The organism is Salipiger bermudensis (assembly GCF_019801965.1).
Lineage (GTDB): Bacteria > Pseudomonadota > Alphaproteobacteria > Rhodobacterales > Rhodobacteraceae > Salipiger > Salipiger bermudensis_A.
The window spans coordinates 226,107-243,667 of the sequence record NZ_JAHVIA010000006.1 but is presented as its reverse complement, the minus strand read 5'-3'; the positions used below and the strand labels follow the sequence as shown (position 1 = coordinate 243,667).

The window sequence follows — 17,561 nt, the reverse complement described above, 5'->3', positions numbered from 1 at the left end:
CTTCCGTCAGAGGCGCTTGGCCATGCGCGGGTCGAGCCGATCGCGCAGCACATCTCCCAGCATGTTCACGCTGAGCACGGTCAGCGACACCATCACGCCGGGATAGAGAATGAGTTCGGGCTTCACGAGGAAGTAGACCCGCCCGTCGGCCATCATGTTGCCCCAGGAGGGCGTCTCCGGCGGGACGCCGGCGCCGAGGAAGCTGAGGATCGATTCCGTCATGATCGCCGAGGCGAAGATGTAGGTGCCCTGCACCAGCAGCGGCGCGACGGTGTTGGGCAGCATGTGGCGCCAGACCATCTTGAGCGCGCCGGTGCCGAGCACCGAGGCGGCCTCGACATAGGGCTCGCTGCGCACCCCCATGATGACCGAGCGCACCATGCGGGCGACGCGCGGGATCTCGGGGATCGAGATCGCGATCAGCACGGTGGTCAGCGTCGCGCCCGAGATCGCCACGAGCGCGATCGCCAGCAGGATCCCCGGGATCGCCATGAGCCCGTCCATGAACCGCATGACGATGATGTCGGCCCAGCGGAAATAGCCGGTCAGCACGCCGAAGAAGATCCCGGCGGCCACCGCGATCACCACGGTGCCAGCTCCCACGGCGAGCGAGATGCGGGCGCCGTAGACGACGCGAGAATAGACGTCGCGCCCGTAGCTGTCGGTGCCGAGCCAATGCGCCGCCGAGCTGCCCTGCAGGCGCTGCGACGGATCGAGCTGCACCGGGTCGACCGTCCCGAGGAACGGCGCGAGGATCGCCATCGCCACGATCAGCACGACCACGGCGGCCGAGATGCGGGCCGGCCAGCTCGACAGGATCGCGCGGATCATGGCGGCAACGCCGCTGTCGTTCCGGGCCTCGGCCATGTCGGGCAGATCGAGCTCGGTCTGCGCCGGTTTCGAGGGGGCGGTGTCGGATGTCATGTCGTATCCAAGTCTGGGGGGCGCGCGAGCGCCCGTCGTTCGGGTCTGATCGGCCGGGGCGGAGACCGCCTGCCCGGCCGAGAAAGCCGCCTCAGTAGCGGATGCGCGGATCGAAGAAGCCGTAGAGCAGGTCGACCGCGAGGTTGATGAAGACGTAGATGGTCGAGAACAGCAGGATCACCGCCTGGATCACCGTGTAGTCGCGCGCCAGCACCGCCTCGAGCACCAGCCGCCCGAGTCCGGGGATGTTGAACACCGACTCGGTGACCACGACACCGCTGATCAGCATGGTGATCGACACCCCGATGATCGTGACGATCGGCACCGCGGCGTTGCGCAGCGCGTGGCCCGTCATCACCCCGCGCTCGGTCTGGCCCTTGGCGCGGGCGGTGCGGATGTAATCCTCGCCCATCACCTCGATCACGTTGGTGCGCACGATGCGCGCGATCAGGGCGATGTAGGGGAAGCTCAGCGCCACCGTGGGCAGCACCAGCCGCGACGCGAAGGCGCCGATCCCCTCGGAGAGCGGCTTGTAGCCCTGAACCGGGAACCAGCCGAGATAGCGGGCGAAGATCAGGATCATCACGTAGCCGATGATGAAGACCGGCACCGAGAAGCCCAGCACCGAGCCCGCCATCACCAGCCGGTCGAGCCACCTGCCCTGCTGCCACGCCGCGATCACGCCGAGCGGCAGCGCCACGGCCACCGCGAGCAGGATGGTGGTGAGCGACAGCGCGATGGTCGGCCCGAGCCGGTCGAGCACCAGCTCCGTCACCGCCTTGCCCGAGACCAGTGACACGCCGAAATCGCCGCGCGCGATATCCCCGAGCCAGAGGAAGAGCTGCTCGAGCAGGGGCCGGTTCAGCCCCATGCTCTCGCGCAGATCCTGCAGCTGCTCGGTGGTTGCGTTCGGGCCGGCGATCATCACCGCCGGATCACCCGGCGACAGGCGCAGCACCATGAAGACGATGACCGCCACCATGAACAGCACCGGGATCGCCGAGAGAACCCGTTTTACAACGAAGCCAAGCATCTCTGGCTCACTCTGCCTTCTCGACGTTCCAGAACACCGGGGCCTCGGCCTCGACCAGGCCGCTGAGCGCCGACGAGTAGGCGCTGGTGTTGTAGAACTCGCCCATCGGCACCATGACGCCGTTGTCGATCACCAGCTTGTCGATCTGCTGGGCGAAGCTCTTCTGCTCCTCGGGATCGGCGCTTTCGGCGATCTTCATGCGCAGCTCTTCGATCTCGGGCACGTCGGGCCAGCCGAACCACGCCGAGTCGCCGCCGGCGGCAACGCCGATGAAGCCGATCGGGCTGCCCACGTCCGGCAGCACGTTGGTGGTCGAGAACATGTTCCAGCCGCCCTCGGCGAGCGGCGCCTTGGAGGCGCGGCGGGCGACGACCGAGGCCCAGTCCATCGACATCATTTCGACCTCGAAGCCGGCGTTGCGCAGCTGCTGTGCGATGACCGGACCCTGCGGGTTGAGCATCAGCAGGTCGGTGGCGTGCATCAGCATGATCGGCGTGCCGTCATAGCCCTCGGCCTCGAGGATGGCCTTGGCCTCCTCCGGATGCGCCTCGATGATATCTTCGGCGCGGTAATCGTCGGCATAGATGCTGCCGCAGCCGAACACCGCCGCGCAGGCCGAGCCATTCGGCGAGCCCGCACCGACCTGGGCGTCGAGCAGCGGCTGCTGGCCGAGCGCCAGGAGCACCGCTTCGCGCATCTTCGGATTGTCGAAGGGCGGCAGGGTGTGGTTCATCCGCGCCAGGTTCTGGCTGCCCTGCTTCCGGACCACGCTGGTCTCGATGTCGGGGTTGCCCTCGATCACCGGCAGCAGGTCCGGCGGCACCTGCTCGACGAAATCGATCTCGCCGGACATCAGCGCGTTCATCGCGGTCATCGGGTCGGGCATGGTGGTCCAGACCACCTCGTCGACCTTGACCACCTTGCCGCCGGCCATGCCGTCGGAGGCCTCGTCGCGCGGCACGTAATCTTCGAACTTGGCGAAAGTCGCGCTCACGCCCGGGCGATAGGCGTCTTCCACGAACATGAACGGGCCGGAGCCGATGGTCGAGGTGATCGGCTCGCTGATCGGGGTCTCGGCGGCGGCCTTGGGCAGGATGAACGGCGCCAGGCCCGAAGGCTTCGACAGCGCGATCAGCGCGATGCCGGTCGGCTCGGCGAAGCTCAGCGTGAAGGTCTTGTCATCGACGACCGCCATCTCCGAGAGCAGCGAGGCCATCACCTGGCCGGTCTTGTCGACCTGGCTCCAGCGCGACAGGCTGGCAACGGCGTCTTCCGCGGTCACCGGGCTGCCATCGTGGAAGGTCAGGCCATCGCGCAGGGTGAAGGTGTAGATCTTGCCGTCATCGGAGACGTCCCAGCTTGCCATCTGCGGCTGCGGCGTGCCTTCGGAATCGCGCGCCAGAAGCGTGTCGTAGACCATGTAGCCGTAGTTGCGCAGGATGTAGGCGGTGCTGATCACCGGGTCCACCGCACGCAGCGGCGCATGCATGACGGCGGTGACGGTCTGGGCCTGGGCAGCGGTGCCGGAGACCCCGCCAAGCGCGAGAGCGAGCGCGATGGCGCTCACGAAGCCGGAGCGGCCATTTCGGGTGAACATTCGGAAACTCCCTGTTGTGATTTTTTGTTGCCGATGGACGATTGTCGACAATCGCCAAGACAAGCATAGGGAGAGATTTTTTCACCTGGCAATCTCAAATCCATCTAAGCGCCAGCTTTCTCCGGCAAAAAGCCGGAACACGCTTAAAAAGTAGAATTGCTATACTTTTCAGTCACTAACAGGCCAAATACAGCCCATAATATGTGCAAACACGATCTGCGGAGGGGCCGAGTTCCTCGCCCCACCCCTTTCGCTCCCGTTCTACCTCATTGAAGCGACCACCTGCACGCATGAAGCGAGAGGTCGCGCCGCTCAGATCGGCTCCACGCCGCACCATTCCGCGATGAAGAGCGCCATCGACTGCGTCGTGACCCGCAGCGACTCGAGGCTCACCGCCTCGTCGAACCCGTGGATGTTGCGCGCCGTGGGCCCGTAGCAGAGTGTCGGGATCTTGTTGTAGAGCGCGTAGACGCGGGCATCGAGATAGGCCGGGGTGACGGTGCCCTGCAGCTCGGAGCCGAAGGCGCCCCGGTGCGCCGACGCGAGGGTCGCCTCGGCATCGGAGCCCGGCGCGAGGACGTAGCCCTCGGCGTTGAAGCCGTTCTGGGTGAAGGCCGGCGGGTTCCGCGACAGGAACGGATCGGCGTCGGCGAAGCGCCTGGCGTGGTCCACGATCTCGGCGAGCTTGTCCTGTGCCGTTTCGCCCGGATAGATCGACACCCGGACCTGGAACCGGCACCAGGCCGGAACCGACGAGCCCCAGTCGCCCCCCTCGATGCGTCCGATGTTGAGATTGATCGGATGCTCCATACCGGCAAATTCGGGATGGTCGTCGCGGGCGTCGTTCCAGCGTTGCTCGACCTCGCGCAACGCCGCGATCAGCCGGTAGGCGGAATCGATAGCGTTGTTGCCGCTTCCCATCTCGCTGACATGGGTCGGGTGGCCGCGCACCAGCACCTCGAACCACAGCACCCCGACATTCGCCCGCGCGAGCCGCTCGCCTTCCGGCTCGGGGATCAGCGCAGCATCGGCGGTGTAGCCGCGCAGGAAGGTCTGCAGCGCCCCGTTGCCGGTGGATTCCTCCTCGACCACCGATTGCAGATAGACCGGCGCGGCCGGCTGCAGCCCAACCCGCCGCAGCGCCTCGAGCGCGAAGACATTGGCCGACGCGCCCGCCTTCATGTCGCCGGCGCCACGGCCATACATCCAGCCATCCTCGATCTCGCCGGCATAGGGATCCCGCGTCCACATCTCGCGCGGGCCAACCGGCACCACGTCGAGATGATGCTGAAGGATCAGCGACCGCCCGGTCTGGACCCGGGGATGGTGGATGCCGACGACGATCGGCGCCCGCGAATGGGCGTCGGAAAACGGCGCCCCGCCCTCGTGGGCGGTCAGCGCGGCCTCGTCCATCTCGAAACGATCCATCTTGAGACCGCGCCCCGCGAAATCCTCGTGGATGAAATCCTGGATCGCGAACTCCTCCCCGCGCTGCGAGCGGAACCCGACCAGCGTCTTGAGATAAGCGGTCTGCTCGGAGAAGGCCTCCGTCACGGAGCGCATCAGGTCTTCGCGTAGTGTGTCGTCCAGTGCCATCTTGGATCCTCGTCGGTTGCTGTCGGTCGAGGGCGCCGCGATAGGGGCCCTGCCCCGCGCGGCGGCCCGGGTCAGGCGCAGATCTCGGTCAGCACCTCTTCGGTGGCCGCAATCAGCCAGGCGACATCCGCCTCGGTAAAGACCAGCGGCGGACGGATCTTGAGGATGTTGCCATCGGGGCCGGTGGCCGAGATCAGCACGCGGCGGGCGCGCAGCGCATTGACGATGGCGCTTGCGGTGGCCGCGTCGGGTGTCTTTGCCGCACGATCCGAGACCAGCTCGACCCCGACATAGAGCCCCGCGCCACGCACGTCGCCGATGACGTCGAAACGCTCGGCCAGCTTGCGCATGCCATCCTGGATCTGCGCGCCGCGCAGCTTGGAATTCGCCTGCAGCTCTTCCTCGCGGATCACGTCGAACACTGCCTGCGCCGCCGCCATCGCCACGCCATTGCCGCCGAAAGTATTGAAATAGCGGGTATCCTTACCGAAACGCTCGACGATTTCCGGCACCAGCGCGATGCCGGCCACCGGGTAGCCGTTGCCCATCGGCTTGCCCATGCTGACGATATCGGGATCGACCCCGTGGCGCTGGTAGCCCCAGAACGCATCGCCCGAGCGCCCGAAGCCGCTCTGCACCTCGTCGGCGACGAACAGCCCGCCCGCCGCGCGGACCGCGTCCGCCACCGGGCCGAGCACGTCGGGCGTCGCGTAGATGCCATCGGAGGAGAACAGCGAGTCCGCGATGAAGGCCGCGAGCCCGTTGCCGTTGCGCTTGAGATGCCAGGCCTGCTCGGTCACCGCCTCGGCCATGCTCTGGCCCAGCGTGGCGGGATCCGCGCGGTAGCTGTCGGGCGCGGGAACGGTGCGCACCCAGGTGCCCAGCGGAGACGCCTCTCCCAGCGACGCCGAGAACCCGGCGGTGAGCTCGGAATTGCCGTGGTAGGCCTCGCGGGTGATGATGATGCCGTCATGCCCGGTGTAATGCTTGGCGATGCGCATCGCGAGGTCGTTGGCCTCGGAGCCGGTGCAGGTGAACATCATGTGCCCTTCTGCGGCGATGCGCCCGCCGAAGGTGGGCAGCATGGCCTCTGCGTAGTCGAGGATGCCTTCCTGGATGTAGCGGGTATGGGTGCAGAGGGTCTGCATCTGGCGGTGCACCGCCTCGATCACCCGAGGGTGGCAATGGCCGACCGAGACGACATTGTTGTAGGCGTCGAGATATTCCTGCCCCTGACTGTCGAAGAGCCGCGTGCCCGCGCCTTCGCGCAGCTCGACAGGATCCTGGTAGAACAGGCGGTAGGCCGGGCCGAGCAGCCGGGTGCGGCGCTCGATGGCCTCGCGCCGGAGCGGGTCGAGTGCGGCGAGGCTGTCGGGGTTGAAGGCGTTTACCATCTTGCCGCGGGCGGGAATTGAGGAAGACATGCGGATCCTTTCGGAAGGGGAGGCTGGACGCCGTCAGAGAAGAAGGTTGGAAAGCTGGTCGGGACTGCGCGCGAGGAACCAGTCGAGCTGGGCCCAGCCCTGCTCGGTGTTGCGCAGGATGTATGTCCGGTTCTCGGGGAAGCTGCGGGCCCGCCAGAGCGAGATCAGCGCCCGTGCGATGATCCGCCCGAGGATGAGATGCGGCAGAAGCGAGAGCTCCTCCTCGGTGAGATCGGCGATTTCGAGATAGCCCGCCAGAAGCTCCTTCGGCGCGGCCAGCAGGTCCTCGACCGGGTTCTGAGCGGCATCGCGCGGCAGTTGGTTGAGCATCGCGGTCGAGAGGTCCACCGCGATCGCGGTCTCGACGGTATCGCCGAAATCAATGACACCGGCGACCTTCGGCACGGGGCCGCGCTCGAGCAGCAGGTTGGAACTGCTGAAATCATTGTGCAGCACCTGGCAGCGCAGCGCGCGGATGCGCGGCATCTGCTCGAGGTAGCGCGCGAAGGCCAGCTCGAGCTGCGCTTTCCGGCGCGGGTCCTCGATATCGTCGAGCAGCATGGCAAGCTCGGGCAGATGACGCACGTCCCAGGGCGAGACCCGGCGCGCGGCCGGGTGCTCGAAGCCTTCCAGCGCCCGCCGCAACCGCGCCCCGACGCGCCCGACCTCGCGCAGCTCCGCGGTGTCGGGCCGGAAGCTGTCGAGCAGCACGCCGTCGAGATAGCTCATCAGGCGCACCCGGCGGGTCGCGCCCGAGCCATCGGTGATCTCGGGCAGCAGCGCGCCGGCGCTTGTGGCGAAGACGCGCGGCACCGGCAATCTCGGGTCGGCCGTCTCGAGATGGCGCAGGACGGCCACCTGCAAGTCGATCTCCTCCAAGCTCTCGCCCGGGTTGGCGATCTTGAGCACGTATTGCGCGCCCTCCGCCGAGGTCAGCCGGAAGGTATCGTCCTTCTCGGTCGCAAAGCGCCTCAGCTCGCCCTCGAGACCGTAGAGGTCGCGCGCCACGGCTGCGCCCTCCTCGGCTGACATCGAGTGGAACGGGGTCGACAGGGCGCCGATTTCGATGGCGCAGCTCGCGCGGTTCTGAACGGTCATCTATCCTCTTGGCGGTGAGACGGATGAAAAGGGCGGATCACGCGGTCAGCCCTCGAGGGTCATGAACAGCCCGGCCAGAAGGCGGGTCCGCGGCACGATGCTGTCGATGTCGATATACTCCTCGAGCGTGTGCAGCCCGGCCCCCGCGACGCCGAGCGAACAGAGGGAGGGGATGCGCAGCGCGCCGGAGAAATTCGCGTCGGAGCCGCCGCCCGAGGAGACGTAGGGCAGATCCATTCCGATCTCAGCGGCGAGCCCCTTGGCAATTTCATAGAGCGCCATCGTCTCGGGCTGCTCGTTTTCCCAGACCGGACGCAGGACCGTGGTTTCGACGGTGAAGGCGACACCGTTGCGCTCGCCGGCGAGCGCCAGCATCTTTGCGACACCGGCATCGAGATCGGCCTGCTTCTTGGCCATTGACAGGACCTGCGCCCGCGCGAAGCTCGGCACGCAGTTGACCCATTGCCCGGAGGTGACGTCATTGACCGAGAAGGTGCAGTCTTCGGTGGTCATCTCTTCGATCTCGAGGATCCGGCGCGCCAGTTCGCGCACCGCCGACACCCCGCCCTTCACATCCGCACCCGCATGGCTCGGCTTGCCCGAGCAGGTGATCTCGTAGCGCGCGATGGCATAGCGCCCGGTGGTGACGGCATTGCCCGCATGGGCCGGCTCGGGGCACAGGAAGTAGCGGTTTGCCCGCGCCTCAGCCTCGATCAGCTCGCGCGTCGCGGGCGAGCCGATCTCCTCGTCCGGGGTGAAGAGGAAGGTCACCGGAAGCGGCGTCCGCAGGCCGCTGGCAGCGATCTTGCGCATCGCTTCGAGGGCAATGTAATTGCCCGATTTCATGTCCATGATGCCGGGCCCGAAGGCACGCCCGCCTTCGATGCGAAACGGGTTCTTGGCCAGCGTGCCCACCGGGTGCACCGTGTCCATGTGCCCCGACACGAGAATTCCGGGCTGGCCCTGATCCGGGTGCGGCATCCGGGCCCGCACCGAGGGGCCGCACCCCATGCGCCCCGGGATGATCTCGATCGAAGCACCGATCGCGGCACACTCATAGGCCACGAGATCCATCATCTGCGCCAGCGCCGCCGCATCATAGCTCGGGCTCTCGCATTCGATCCAGGGCTTGAGCCCGGCGACGATCGCATCGGCGTTGAAATCGAGTTCGGGGAGCATCAGGACGGTCCTTTCTGACGGTGCCGCGGTTCGGCCCGGTAAGTCTGCATCACCGGCCGCAGATCAGCTGCCGGCGGTCGCGCTCCCCTCCCCGGCGCCGGCACAGCCGGACGCAGCTCCTCGGACGCGGCCTGCCCCTTAAAGATGACAAATGCCGATTGTCGTCAATCCTGACTCGCGGTCTTTTCCCTCCCCTGTCGCGAGAAAGCGCCGCTGCGCCGAATGGAGTGGCACAGGGAATCCTTACATGGCGGGGAGCGGCGGTAAGGAGGGGGCAGAAGAAGATCAGCAGGATCATGGGCGCGCGGCGGCACCTTCGAGCGCGGTATCGTCTGCCTGCCCGTGGCGGGCCTTTGCTTTGCTTCTGCGTTTGGCCCCAGCCAAACGCCTTTGCCGGTCTGCCCGAAGACGCGCAGGGCAATCATACGCAGCGGACACGCCGCGGCACCGGCGTGGCACCGCGGCGTCCGGGAAAATCCTCTACATCAGGCTCGGCAGCCAGAGCGAGAGCTGCGGCAGCGCCACCAACAGGCCGAGCGTCGCCAGCATGGCGAACCAGAACGGGATCACGCCCCAGAAGATCTCGCTCAGCGGCACGTTGCGCGCCACCGACTTGACGATGAACACGTTGATCCCGACCGGCGGCGAGATCAGCCCCATCTCGAGCGTCAGCACCACCAGCACCCCGAACCAGATCGGATCGATGCCGAGCGACAGGATCACCGGCATGAAGATCGGCAGGGTCAGCACCAGCATCGCGAGCCCCTCGAGGAAGCATCCGAGCACGAGGTAGATCGCGAGGATCAGGATCAGCGTGCCATAGGTGCCGAGATCGAAGGCGACGAGCATCCGGCTGACCTCGGCCGGCAGGTGGCTCAGCGCGATGAACGGGTTGATCAGATGCGCCGCCATCAGGATCAGCATTACCGAGGCGGTGGTGGTGACGCTGCTGCGCGCCGCCTGCCAGAAGCTGCGCAGATCGAGTGTCCGGCTGAACGCGCCGATGGCGATGACCAGTGCCGCGCCGACGCCCGCGGCTTCGGTGGGGGAGAACACGCCGGTATAGATGCCGCCGATGGTCAGCAGGATCACCACGAGGATCGGGATCGCCCCGAGAAACGCCCGGCCCTTCTCCGACAGCGTGGTGGACGGGCCTTTCGGTCCCAGCGCCGGCTTGAGGGCGCAAAGCAGCAGCACGGTCAGCAGGAACAGCGTCAGCAGCAGGATGCCGGGAATGACCCCCGCCATGAACAGCCGGCCGATGCTCTGCTCGGTCAGGATGGCGTAGATCACGAAGCCGGTGGAGGGCGGAATCAGGATGCCCAGCGTGCCGCCCGCCGCCACCACGCCGGTGGAGAGGCGCGGGCTGTAGTTGAAGCGGTCCATCTCGGCCAGCGCGGTGCGGCCCATGGTCAGCGCCGAGGCAACCGAGGAGCCCGAGAGCGCCGCGAAGCCGCCGCAGCCGATCACCGTCGCCGCCGCGAGCCCGCCGCGCACCTGCCCGATGGTGGCATAGGCGGCTTCGTAGAGCCGCCGGCTCATGCCGGTGACGCTCGCCACGTTGCCCATCAGGATGAACAGCGGCACCACGATGAGCTCGGAATTGGAGGCCAGCGCGAAGGTTTCGGAAGCCAAGAGGCCGGTGGCGGCCTGAAGCCCGTTTAGGATCCAGATGCCGACGAAGCCTACGGTGAACATGGCGAAGGCCACCGGGATGCGCAGCAGCAGCAGGGCAAGCAGCAGCACGAAGCCGGCGCTGCCGATCAGAACCGGGCTCATGATGCCTCTTGCTCCGGATGGGGGCGGCGCGGGCTGATCAGCGCGCGCAGGATCAGCGCAAGCGCGGCGACCAGCGACAGCGCGCAGAGCGCGTATTGGAACCACGCGGTCGGCAGCCGCAGCAGGTTGGTCGAGAGGTTCAGCATCTGGCTCAGCTGGGCGCTCTTGAAGACGGTATAGGCGATCACCACGAAGATCGTCGCGCCAAGCAGGCCCGCGGCCAGATCGATGGCGCGGTTGAGGCGCGGCGAAAAGCGCGGCTCGAGGATGTCGACAACGATGTGCCCGTCCTCGCGGCCACAGAGCGCCATGCCACCGAACACCACGACAACCATCGTCATCATCACCAGATCCTGCGCACCGTAGAGCGGCATGCCGAAATTGCGCCCGATCACATCAATGACGATCACCGCCACTACGAAGAGCAGCCCCAGCGTGCCGATGATCGCGGAGAGGCTGATCAGCCCCTCCGCAAACCTGTGCAGGGCGCGCATCACTGGCCCTGGATCGCGGCCAGCGCCGCTTCGCCGCCGACCTCGGCAACATAGGCGTCGGTCACCTCGGCGAGCGCGTCGTCGAAGGCCTTGCTCGCGGCTTCGTCGAGATCGTTGACGGTGATCGCGTCCGAGCTGCGGGCCTCCTCGAGCGCCTTGTCGGCGGTGGCGACCCAGGCCTCCTCGGTCATCTTCGAGATCGGCTCGCCCTTGACCGCGTCGAGCGCCGCGCGTGCCTCGTCGGAGAGCCCGTCATAGACGCCCTTGTTCATCACCGTGAAGAAGGTCAGCCGGCCAAGGTTGGGCCCGGTGGTGACGGAGCTGACGACCTCGTTGAGCTTGAAGTCCGACAAAACCGAGGCGCCGCTGACCAGCCCGTCGATCAGGCCGGTCTGCAGGCCGTTATAGACCTGCGTCATCGGTAGCTGCACCGGCGTCGCGCCGAGCGCTTCCATCGCCTCGGCGGCGATCGAGCCGGCAACGCGGATCTTCAGGCCGCTGAGATCCTCGGGGCTCAGCACCTCGCGCTCCTTCATCATCAGCACGTTGGGCTCGGCGCCCCAGAGCGCGATCGCCTCGGTCATCGGGAACTCGCCCTTTAGCTCGCCCTCGAAGGCGCGCCAGAGCGCGGCGTAGCCCGGCTCCTCGAGAGGCAGCGCGCCCGGCAGCTCGACGATCAGCGTCTTGGGGAATTGCGACGAGGTGTAGCCCGGCAGGCCCCAGCCCATGTCGGCGGTGCCCTGCACGATGCGCACATACTGGTCCGCGGGCCCTGCACCGAGCTCGCCGCCGTGGAAGGCGCGCAGGCTCGCGCCCTCTGCCGTGCCCTCGGCCAGCGCGCTGGCGAGCGGCTCGATCTGCGCCTCGGTGATGGTGTGGAACGGCGGCGCCCAGTTGGCGTATTTCAGCTCCTGCGCCTGCGCCGAGACCGCAAGGCTCGCGGCCAGCGCCGCGCCCAGGGTGAGTGACGTGATCTTCATGGTTCTCCTCCCGTTTGAACCCTCTTCAAAAGCCTGTGCCGCCCGGCGGGGCGGCGCAAGCCAAACTCCTCGTCAGGCGGCAATCGCCTCCTTGAGCGCGGCGAAATCGGCCGATCCGCCCGGCCCCAGCAGCTTGCGCGCCTTCATGTGGACCCGTGCATTATTGACCGTTTCGACCGCGGCGAGCCCAGCCGCATCGAACCGCGCAACGAGCCCCTCCGAGACAACCTCCTCCGTCGCCCCCGGCCCGGCGAAGCCCGCGATCTGCAGTTTCTGGTCGCCCTGATCGGACCAGAACCACGGCAGCGCCTGGTAATCCGGGCACGCCCCCTTGGCGATGCGCGTGGCGATCAGCCTGGCGTGGTCGGTGGCGGCCTGAACGCTTTCCAGCCGCACCATCGCGCCGCTGCGCGGATCGGGGAAGCAAGCGCAATCGCCGAGCGCCGAGATCGCCGGGTCCGAGCTTTGCAGCTGCGCATCGACCGAGATGCCGTTGCCGGTCTCGAGCCCGGCGGCCTCGGCGAGCTCGGTATTGGGTCGCACCCCGGCGGCGAGCAGCACGAAATCGGCATCGACCCGCGCGCCGTCATCAAGGCTGACGCCGGTCGCGTCGACCCCGATGGCGGCGCGTCCGAGATGCAAAGCGACGCCTCGCGCGCGGTGCCAGTCTTCGAAATGCCGCGATATGGCCGGAGACACCGCCCGCGCCATCAGGCGCGGCGCCGCCTCGATGACGCTGACCTCGTGGCCGAGCTTGCGCGCCACCGCGGCGAACTCGAGCCCGATGAAGCCGCCCCCGATCACCGCGATGCGGCGCGGGCCGGCCAGCGCCTCACGCAGCCGGGCGGCATCGTCGAGCGTGCGCAGGTCGCAGGCGAGCTCCAGCCCGTCGATGGGCGGGCGCAGGTTGCGGGTGCCGGTGGCGAGGATGAGATGATCGTAGCCCAGTCGCCGGTCGGCCCCGGCCCCATCGAGCCGGACCTCGCCCGCGGCGCGGTCGATCTCAAGCACGCTGCTGCCGGGCAGGTACTCAACCTGCTTGCTCTCAAAGAAGCTCGCAGGCCGCAGCACCAGCGCCTCGGCCTTGCCGTCCTGCAGGTAGGCTTTGGAGAGCGGCGGGCGCTGGTAGGGCAGCCCGGGCTCGGCCCCGATCAGGGTGATCGCGCCGTCGAAACCGTTCTGGCGCAGGCTGATCGCGGCCTGAAGTCCGCCCTGCCCCGCTCCGACGATGACGACGCGCTCGGGGCTCACAATTGCTCCTCCGGCAGGTGCACCACCAACCCGTCGAGCGACGGGTCGAGCTTGATCTGGCAGGACAGGCGCGAGCGCTCGGTAACCTCGGAGGCGGCGCCCTCGAGCATCTCGTCCTCGTCGTCCGAGCGCGCGCCGGTCTTCGCCTCCCATGCCTCGTCGACATAGCAGTGACAGGTGGCGCACATCATCGAGCCGCCGCATTCCCCGACGATGCCCTCGACATCGTTCGACACCGCGGCCTGCATCACGCTGGTGCCCTCCTCGGCCTCGATCACCGTCTCGGTCCCGTCATGGGCGACATAGGTCACCTTGATCATCGTGCTCTCCTCCTCGAATGTCGTGGCGCTGCCGGGCTCAGTTGAGCACCACCGGCAGGTTGATCGGCCCGCGGAAGCCGAAGCCCTTCCAAACGACCTCGTCCGGGTTCGGCAGGGTCATGTCGGGGAAGCGGTCGAACAGCATCGGCAGGATGATCTTGCCGACCGTGCGCCGCGCCACATGCGCGCCCGCGCAATGGTGCGGGCCGTTGCCGAAGGCCTGATGCGGGTTCTTGTCGCGGAACACGAAGAACGACTCGCCGTCCTCGTAGAGTTCCTCGTCGCGGTTGGCCGAGGCCTGGATCGTCATCACCGTGTCGCCCTTGGGGATCTCGAAGCCGCCAAGCTCGGTATCCTCGGTGACCAACCGCGAGCTCGCCTGGATCGGCGCCACCCAGCGGATGCCCTCCTCGAAGGCCTTGTCCCAGGCATCCTGCGCGCGGACCTCGGCAAGCTGATCGGGATTGGTCAGAAGCCCGTAGAGGATCGTCGCCAGCGCATCGCGCGGCTCGTTGATGCCGCCGCCGATGGCGATCTTGATATTGGCGTGGATCTGGCTCATCGGGATCGGATCCTCGGCGGTCAGCATCAGCGCATAGGCGGAGCCATCGGGCTCGGCACGGCGGATCGGCTCGAGTTCGGCGAAGAGCGCGTCCATCTCGTCATTGGCAGCGTCGGAGGCCGCGAAGGGCTCCGGCTTCCAGCCGAAATTGCCCGCGCCGTCGATCAGCAGCTGCGACCAGCGCATCATCTGCTCGTCGCTGGCCTCGGGGATGCCGAGGATATGCGCGAGGATGCGCGCCGCCAGCGGGCCGCAGAGATCGGTGAAGAGATCCACCGTCTCGCCACGCGGCAACCGGGCGATGTACTCCTCGGAGAGCTGCGCGTAGAGCGGCCCCCAGTCGGCCTTGATCCGCTTGGGCGTCAGCGCCTTGGAGATCGCCTTGCGCTCGACGAAATGCTCCTTGCCATCCTTGCGCATCAGCGTGTGCGCCCGGAAGGCCGGCTTCATCGGGGTCTTCGGATCATCGCTGCTGAACAGCTCGGGATTGTCCTTGACCGCCTTGGTCAGCGCCGCCTTCGTCAGCAGCGTGCGACCCGTGGAGGCGACGCGGAGCACAGGGCTCTCGGCGCGCAGACGGCGGTAGATCGGATAGGGATCCGAACTCAGTTGATCGAGCGTGATCGCCTCGTCAAGCGGTGCCAGTGCCATGAACTCCTCCCAAAGCTCTCCTCTGCGGGCACTCTATGAAACAGCGGCCTTGCCAAGCAATGCGATGGAATGATTACCTGCCATCGAAAAATTCGATGAATACCCAGCCGATCCCCAGCCAACGCGAGGTCATCACATGGCGCAACCCAACGCCGATCCGTCCAGCATCGACTTCGCCGCGCTGAACCTCCTCCGCGTGGTGCACGAACTGGGCTCGTTCACCGCCGCTGCCGAGAAGCTCAACATCAACCAGTCCGCCGTCAGCTACACCATCGCCAAGCTGCGGGCCTGCTTCCACGACCCGCTCTTCGTACGCGAGGGCGGGCGGCAGGTCTCGACCGATCGCTGCGAGGAGATCCTCGCGCGCTCACTGCAGATGCTCGGGATGCTCGACGAGATGCTGCAACCCGATGCCTTCGATCCCGGCAGTGCGACGCAGAACGTCACCATCGCCTGCAACTACTACGAGCGCGTGCTGCTGATCCCGGCGCTGGTCAGCGCGATCCGGCGCGAGGCGCCGGGGATGACCGTCAAGGTCATCAACGCACTCGGCGACGGGCACCTGCGGCTGCTCAATCGCGAGGCCGATGTTCTGGTGGGGCCGTTCGCGCGCTCCGAATCCGGTTTTCACTCGCGCCGGCTCTATGCAGAGGAATATGCCTGCCTGATGGATGCTGCCCACCCGCTGGCCGATACCGCGCTCGACATCGACAGCTACCTCGGGCTCAATCACGTGCTGATCGATTACGGCGGCGGCTGGCAATCCGCCTATCTGCGCGAGCTCGAGGCAGCGGGGCACCGGATCGCGCCGGTGGTAATCGCGCCGAGCCCCGCCGGGCTCGCGACGCTGATCGTCGAGTCCGATCTGGTGGCGACGGTGCCGCGACGGCTCGGCGAGTGGAATTCCGACCGGCTCAAGATCGCAGACTGCCCGTTCCCGGGGCGCTTCGACGTGTCGCTGGTCTGGGCTGCGCACACCAATGCCTCGGCGATGCACCGCTGGCTCCGTGAACTGATCTGGCGCATCTCGCGCCCCTAGGGGCGCGGACGGGGCGGCGCCATCGGCACGGAACCGACGCGCGCAAGGGCCGCCGCGCTCTGTGCCGGGCGCTTTCTGCCCGGCAACTCGGCGCAGGCCGATGCAGAGCCGCAGCGCAGCAAGAATGCAGTTGCACCCGTGGGTTCAGCTGGGTCATGGTCCGATCATTGGGCAAGGCGAGCAGCATTCAGATGACCGAAGAGAGTTTTCAAAACGGGCGACGTGTCGCCATTATCCACTATTGGCTGGTCGGCATGCGCGGCGGCGAGAAGGTCATCGAGGCGCTGTGCCGGATGTTCCCGGAGGCCGATATCTTCACCCATGTCGCCGATCCCTCGAACCTCTCTGACACGCTCAACCGGCACCGCATCATCCAGACGCGCATCGGACGGCTGCCGATGGCCAAGCGCATGTACCAGCGCTACCTGCCGCTGATGCCGCGCGCGCTCGAGGAGATCGACCTGACGGGCTACGATCTCGTCATCTCCTCCGAGTCCGGCCCCGCGAAAGGGGTCATCGCGCCGCCGGACGCGCCGCACCTGTGCTATTGCCACTCGCCGATGCGTTACCTCTGGGATCAGTATCACGTCTACCGCAACGGCGCCGGGCGCCTGACCCAGCTGATGATGCCGCCGCTGGCCCATTCGCTGCGGCAATGGGACGTCACCAGCGCGGCGCGGGTCGACGGCTTCGCCGCCAACTCGAACTTCGTCGCCGCGCGCATCAACAAATACTGGCGCCGCGAGGCCGACGTGGTGGCGCCGCCGGTGGCTGTCGAGGATTTCGCGCCGGCCACTCCGTCCGATCTCGGCGATTTCTACCTCTGGGCCGGAGAGCTTGCGCCCTACAAGCGCCCCGACCTTGCGGTCGAGGCCTTCCGCAAGCTCGACCTGCCGCTGGTGGTGATCGGCGGGCCTGACAAGGCGGTGGAGCAGCTCAAGTCTCAGGCCGGCCCGAAGACACGGTTTCTCGGCAAGGCGCCGTTCCCGGTGCTCAAGGAGCACATGGCGCGCTGCAAGGCGCTGATCTTCCCCGGCGAGGAGGATTTCGGCATCGTTCCGGTCGAGGTCATGGCCTCGGGCCGCCCGGTGATCGCCTATGGGCGCGGCGGCATTCTCGATACGGTGATCGACGGCGAGACCGGACTGTTCTTCAAGGATCAGAGCCTCGAGGCCCTGATCGACGCGGTCGAGCGTTTCGAGGCATCGGGCCTGGCAAAGGCGGGGCCGGAGGCATGCGTGGCGCGGGCGCAGGATTTCAGCGAGGCGAAATTCCGGGCCGGGATCGCCGCGAGCCTGGCCAGGATCGGAGCCTGACGGCGCGCTAGTCGAAGGCGCGGAGACGCGGCGGCCGCAGGCAGGCGAAAAGCAGCAGCAGCGCGCCGCCGAAGGCGGAGTAGAGCGGCAGCGCCCACAGGCCGGCCCAGTTGAATGTGACGATGACCCATGCGGTCAGGATCGCCGATCCGCCCATGGCGATCAGCATCGAGCCCACCGGCATCCCTGCCTCGACGGCCCAGCCCTCCTCGCCATGCGCCGTTGCACACCTGCTCTCGGCGGTCGCGCCGAGCCTCCTCCGATCAAACCCCATCGCACCTACGAACCCTGATTTCTCCTCCAAGGAAAGTCTACGTC

At 67.2% G+C, this 17,561-nt stretch carries 16 protein-coding genes; 2 read left to right on the top strand and 14 right to left on the bottom strand.

The genetic code is table 11. From position 1 onward, the window contains the following. Nucleotides 1-6: 6 nt before the first annotated feature. From KUV62_RS15010 to KUV62_RS14950, 13 genes are all read right to left on the bottom strand, one after another. Nucleotides 7-924: an ABC transporter permease gene (locus tag KUV62_RS15010; protein WP_261395680.1), complete on the bottom strand. Its 918-nt coding sequence runs from the start codon at nucleotides 922-924 to the stop codon at nucleotides 7-9. A gap of 91 nt (nucleotides 925-1,015) precedes the next feature. After that, nucleotides 1,016-1,957 carry an ABC transporter permease gene (locus KUV62_RS15005; protein WP_222604531.1) on the bottom strand — a complete coding sequence of 314 codons (942 nt, stop codon included), beginning with the start codon at nucleotides 1,955-1,957 and terminating at the stop codon, nucleotides 1,016-1,018. A 7-nt stretch (nucleotides 1,958-1,964) separates the two neighbouring features. After that, nucleotides 1,965-3,554, bottom strand: a complete 1,590-nt coding sequence (locus KUV62_RS15000) for an ABC transporter substrate-binding protein (RefSeq protein WP_222604530.1) — start codon at nucleotides 3,552-3,554, stop codon at nucleotides 1,965-1,967. 312 nt (nucleotides 3,555-3,866) lie between these two features. Further along, nucleotides 3,867-5,150 (bottom strand): ArgE/DapE family deacylase, encoded by a 1,284-nt coding sequence (locus KUV62_RS14995; protein ID WP_222604529.1) that lies wholly within the window; start codon nucleotides 5,148-5,150, stop codon nucleotides 3,867-3,869. 71 nt (nucleotides 5,151-5,221) lie between these two features. Further along, nucleotides 5,222-6,574 (bottom strand): aspartate aminotransferase family protein, encoded by a 1,353-nt coding sequence (locus KUV62_RS14990; RefSeq protein ID WP_261395679.1) that lies wholly within the window; start codon nucleotides 6,572-6,574, stop codon nucleotides 5,222-5,224. Between the two features lie 33 nt (nucleotides 6,575-6,607). Beyond that, nucleotides 6,608-7,672, bottom strand: a complete 1,065-nt coding sequence (locus tag KUV62_RS14985; RefSeq protein WP_222604528.1) for a phosphotransferase — start codon at nucleotides 7,670-7,672, stop codon at nucleotides 6,608-6,610. A gap of 45 nt (nucleotides 7,673-7,717) precedes the next feature. After that, nucleotides 7,718-8,851, bottom strand: coding sequence for a M20/M25/M40 family metallo-hydrolase (locus tag KUV62_RS14980; protein WP_222604527.1), 1,134 nt, complete (start codon nucleotides 8,849-8,851; stop codon nucleotides 7,718-7,720). Between the two features lie 480 nt (nucleotides 8,852-9,331). Further along, nucleotides 9,332-10,630, bottom strand: coding sequence for a TRAP transporter large permease (locus tag KUV62_RS14975; protein WP_222604526.1), 1,299 nt, complete (start codon nucleotides 10,628-10,630; stop codon nucleotides 9,332-9,334). Beyond that, complete coding sequence (locus KUV62_RS14970) at nucleotides 10,627-11,124, bottom strand: TRAP transporter small permease (RefSeq protein ID WP_222604525.1); 498 nt, start codon at nucleotides 11,122-11,124, stop codon at nucleotides 10,627-10,629. The genes KUV62_RS14975 and KUV62_RS14970 overlap by 4 nt, the downstream gene beginning before the upstream one ends. Next, complete coding sequence (locus tag KUV62_RS14965; protein ID WP_222604524.1) at nucleotides 11,124-12,104, bottom strand: TRAP transporter substrate-binding protein; 981 nt, start codon at nucleotides 12,102-12,104, stop codon at nucleotides 11,124-11,126. Before KUV62_RS14965 ends, KUV62_RS14970 begins: the two co-directional genes overlap by 1 nt. A gap of 72 nt (nucleotides 12,105-12,176) precedes the next feature. Then, on the bottom strand, nucleotides 12,177-13,355 hold the full coding sequence (locus KUV62_RS14960) for an NAD(P)/FAD-dependent oxidoreductase (protein WP_222604523.1): 1,179 nt from the start codon (nucleotides 13,353-13,355) through the stop codon (nucleotides 12,177-12,179). Next, the gene (locus KUV62_RS14955; RefSeq protein WP_222604522.1) at nucleotides 13,352-13,675 is read right to left on the bottom strand and encodes a 2Fe-2S iron-sulfur cluster-binding protein; all 324 of its coding nucleotides are present in this window, start codon (nucleotides 13,673-13,675) and stop codon (nucleotides 13,352-13,354) included. The genes KUV62_RS14960 and KUV62_RS14955 overlap by 4 nt, the downstream gene beginning before the upstream one ends. A 37-nt stretch (nucleotides 13,676-13,712) precedes the next feature. After that, nucleotides 13,713-14,888 carry a cytochrome P450 gene (locus KUV62_RS14950; protein ID WP_222604521.1) on the bottom strand — a complete coding sequence of 392 codons (1,176 nt, stop codon included), beginning with the start codon at nucleotides 14,886-14,888 and terminating at the stop codon, nucleotides 13,713-13,715. 136 nt (nucleotides 14,889-15,024) lie between these two features. Here KUV62_RS14950 and KUV62_RS14945 point away from each other — a divergent pair, with 136 nt between their 5' ends. Then, nucleotides 15,025-15,927 (top strand): LysR family transcriptional regulator, encoded by a 903-nt coding sequence (locus KUV62_RS14945; RefSeq protein WP_222604520.1) that lies wholly within the window; start codon nucleotides 15,025-15,027, stop codon nucleotides 15,925-15,927. Between the two features lie 191 nt (nucleotides 15,928-16,118). Beyond that, on the top strand, nucleotides 16,119-17,243 hold the full coding sequence (locus KUV62_RS14940; RefSeq protein ID WP_222604519.1) for a glycosyltransferase: 1,125 nt from the start codon (nucleotides 16,119-16,121) through the stop codon (nucleotides 17,241-17,243). A 7-nt stretch (nucleotides 17,244-17,250) separates the two neighbouring features. Here the strand turns inward: KUV62_RS14940 and KUV62_RS14935 are convergent, their stop codons facing one another. Continuing rightward, a complete protein-coding gene (locus tag KUV62_RS14935) occupies nucleotides 17,251-17,517 on the bottom strand; it encodes a hypothetical protein (RefSeq protein ID WP_222604518.1) in 267 nt (88 codons plus the stop codon). Nucleotides 17,518-17,561: the final 44 nt, after the last annotated feature.

Coding starts and splice junctions, on each gene's coding strand:
- KUV62_RS15010 (WP_261395680.1), bottom strand. CDS start 924: ATGACATCCGACACCGCCCCCTCGAAACCGGCGCAGACCGAGCTCGAT.
- KUV62_RS15005 (WP_222604531.1), bottom strand. CDS start 1,957: ATGCTTGGCTTCGTTGTAAAACGGGTTCTCTCGGCGATCCCGGTGCTG.
- KUV62_RS15000 (WP_222604530.1), bottom strand. CDS start 3,554: ATGTTCACCCGAAATGGCCGCTCCGGCTTCGTGAGCGCCATCGCGCTC.
- KUV62_RS14995 (WP_222604529.1), bottom strand. CDS start 5,150: ATGGCACTGGACGACACACTACGCGAAGACCTGATGCGCTCCGTGACG.
- KUV62_RS14990 (WP_261395679.1), bottom strand. CDS start 6,574: ATGTCTTCCTCAATTCCCGCCCGCGGCAAGATGGTAAACGCCTTCAAC.
- KUV62_RS14985 (WP_222604528.1), bottom strand. CDS start 7,672: ATGACCGTTCAGAACCGCGCGAGCTGCGCCATCGAAATCGGCGCCCTG.
- KUV62_RS14980 (WP_222604527.1), bottom strand. CDS start 8,851: ATGCTCCCCGAACTCGATTTCAACGCCGATGCGATCGTCGCCGGGCTC.
- KUV62_RS14975 (WP_222604526.1), bottom strand. CDS start 10,630: ATGAGCCCGGTTCTGATCGGCAGCGCCGGCTTCGTGCTGCTGCTTGCC.
- KUV62_RS14970 (WP_222604525.1), bottom strand. CDS start 11,124: ATGCGCGCCCTGCACAGGTTTGCGGAGGGGCTGATCAGCCTCTCCGCG.
- KUV62_RS14965 (WP_222604524.1), bottom strand. CDS start 12,104: ATGAAGATCACGTCACTCACCCTGGGCGCGGCGCTGGCCGCGAGCCTT.
- KUV62_RS14955 (WP_222604522.1), bottom strand. CDS start 13,675: ATGATCAAGGTGACCTATGTCGCCCATGACGGGACCGAGACGGTGATC.
- KUV62_RS14950 (WP_222604521.1), bottom strand. CDS start 14,888: ATGGCACTGGCACCGCTTGACGAGGCGATCACGCTCGATCAACTGAGT.
- KUV62_RS14945 (WP_222604520.1), top strand. CDS start 15,025: ATGGCGCAACCCAACGCCGATCCGTCCAGCATCGACTTCGCCGCGCTG.
- KUV62_RS14940 (WP_222604519.1), top strand. CDS start 16,119: ATGACCGAAGAGAGTTTTCAAAACGGGCGACGTGTCGCCATTATCCAC.
- KUV62_RS14935 (WP_222604518.1), bottom strand. CDS start 17,517: ATGGGGTTTGATCGGAGGAGGCTCGGCGCGACCGCCGAGAGCAGGTGT.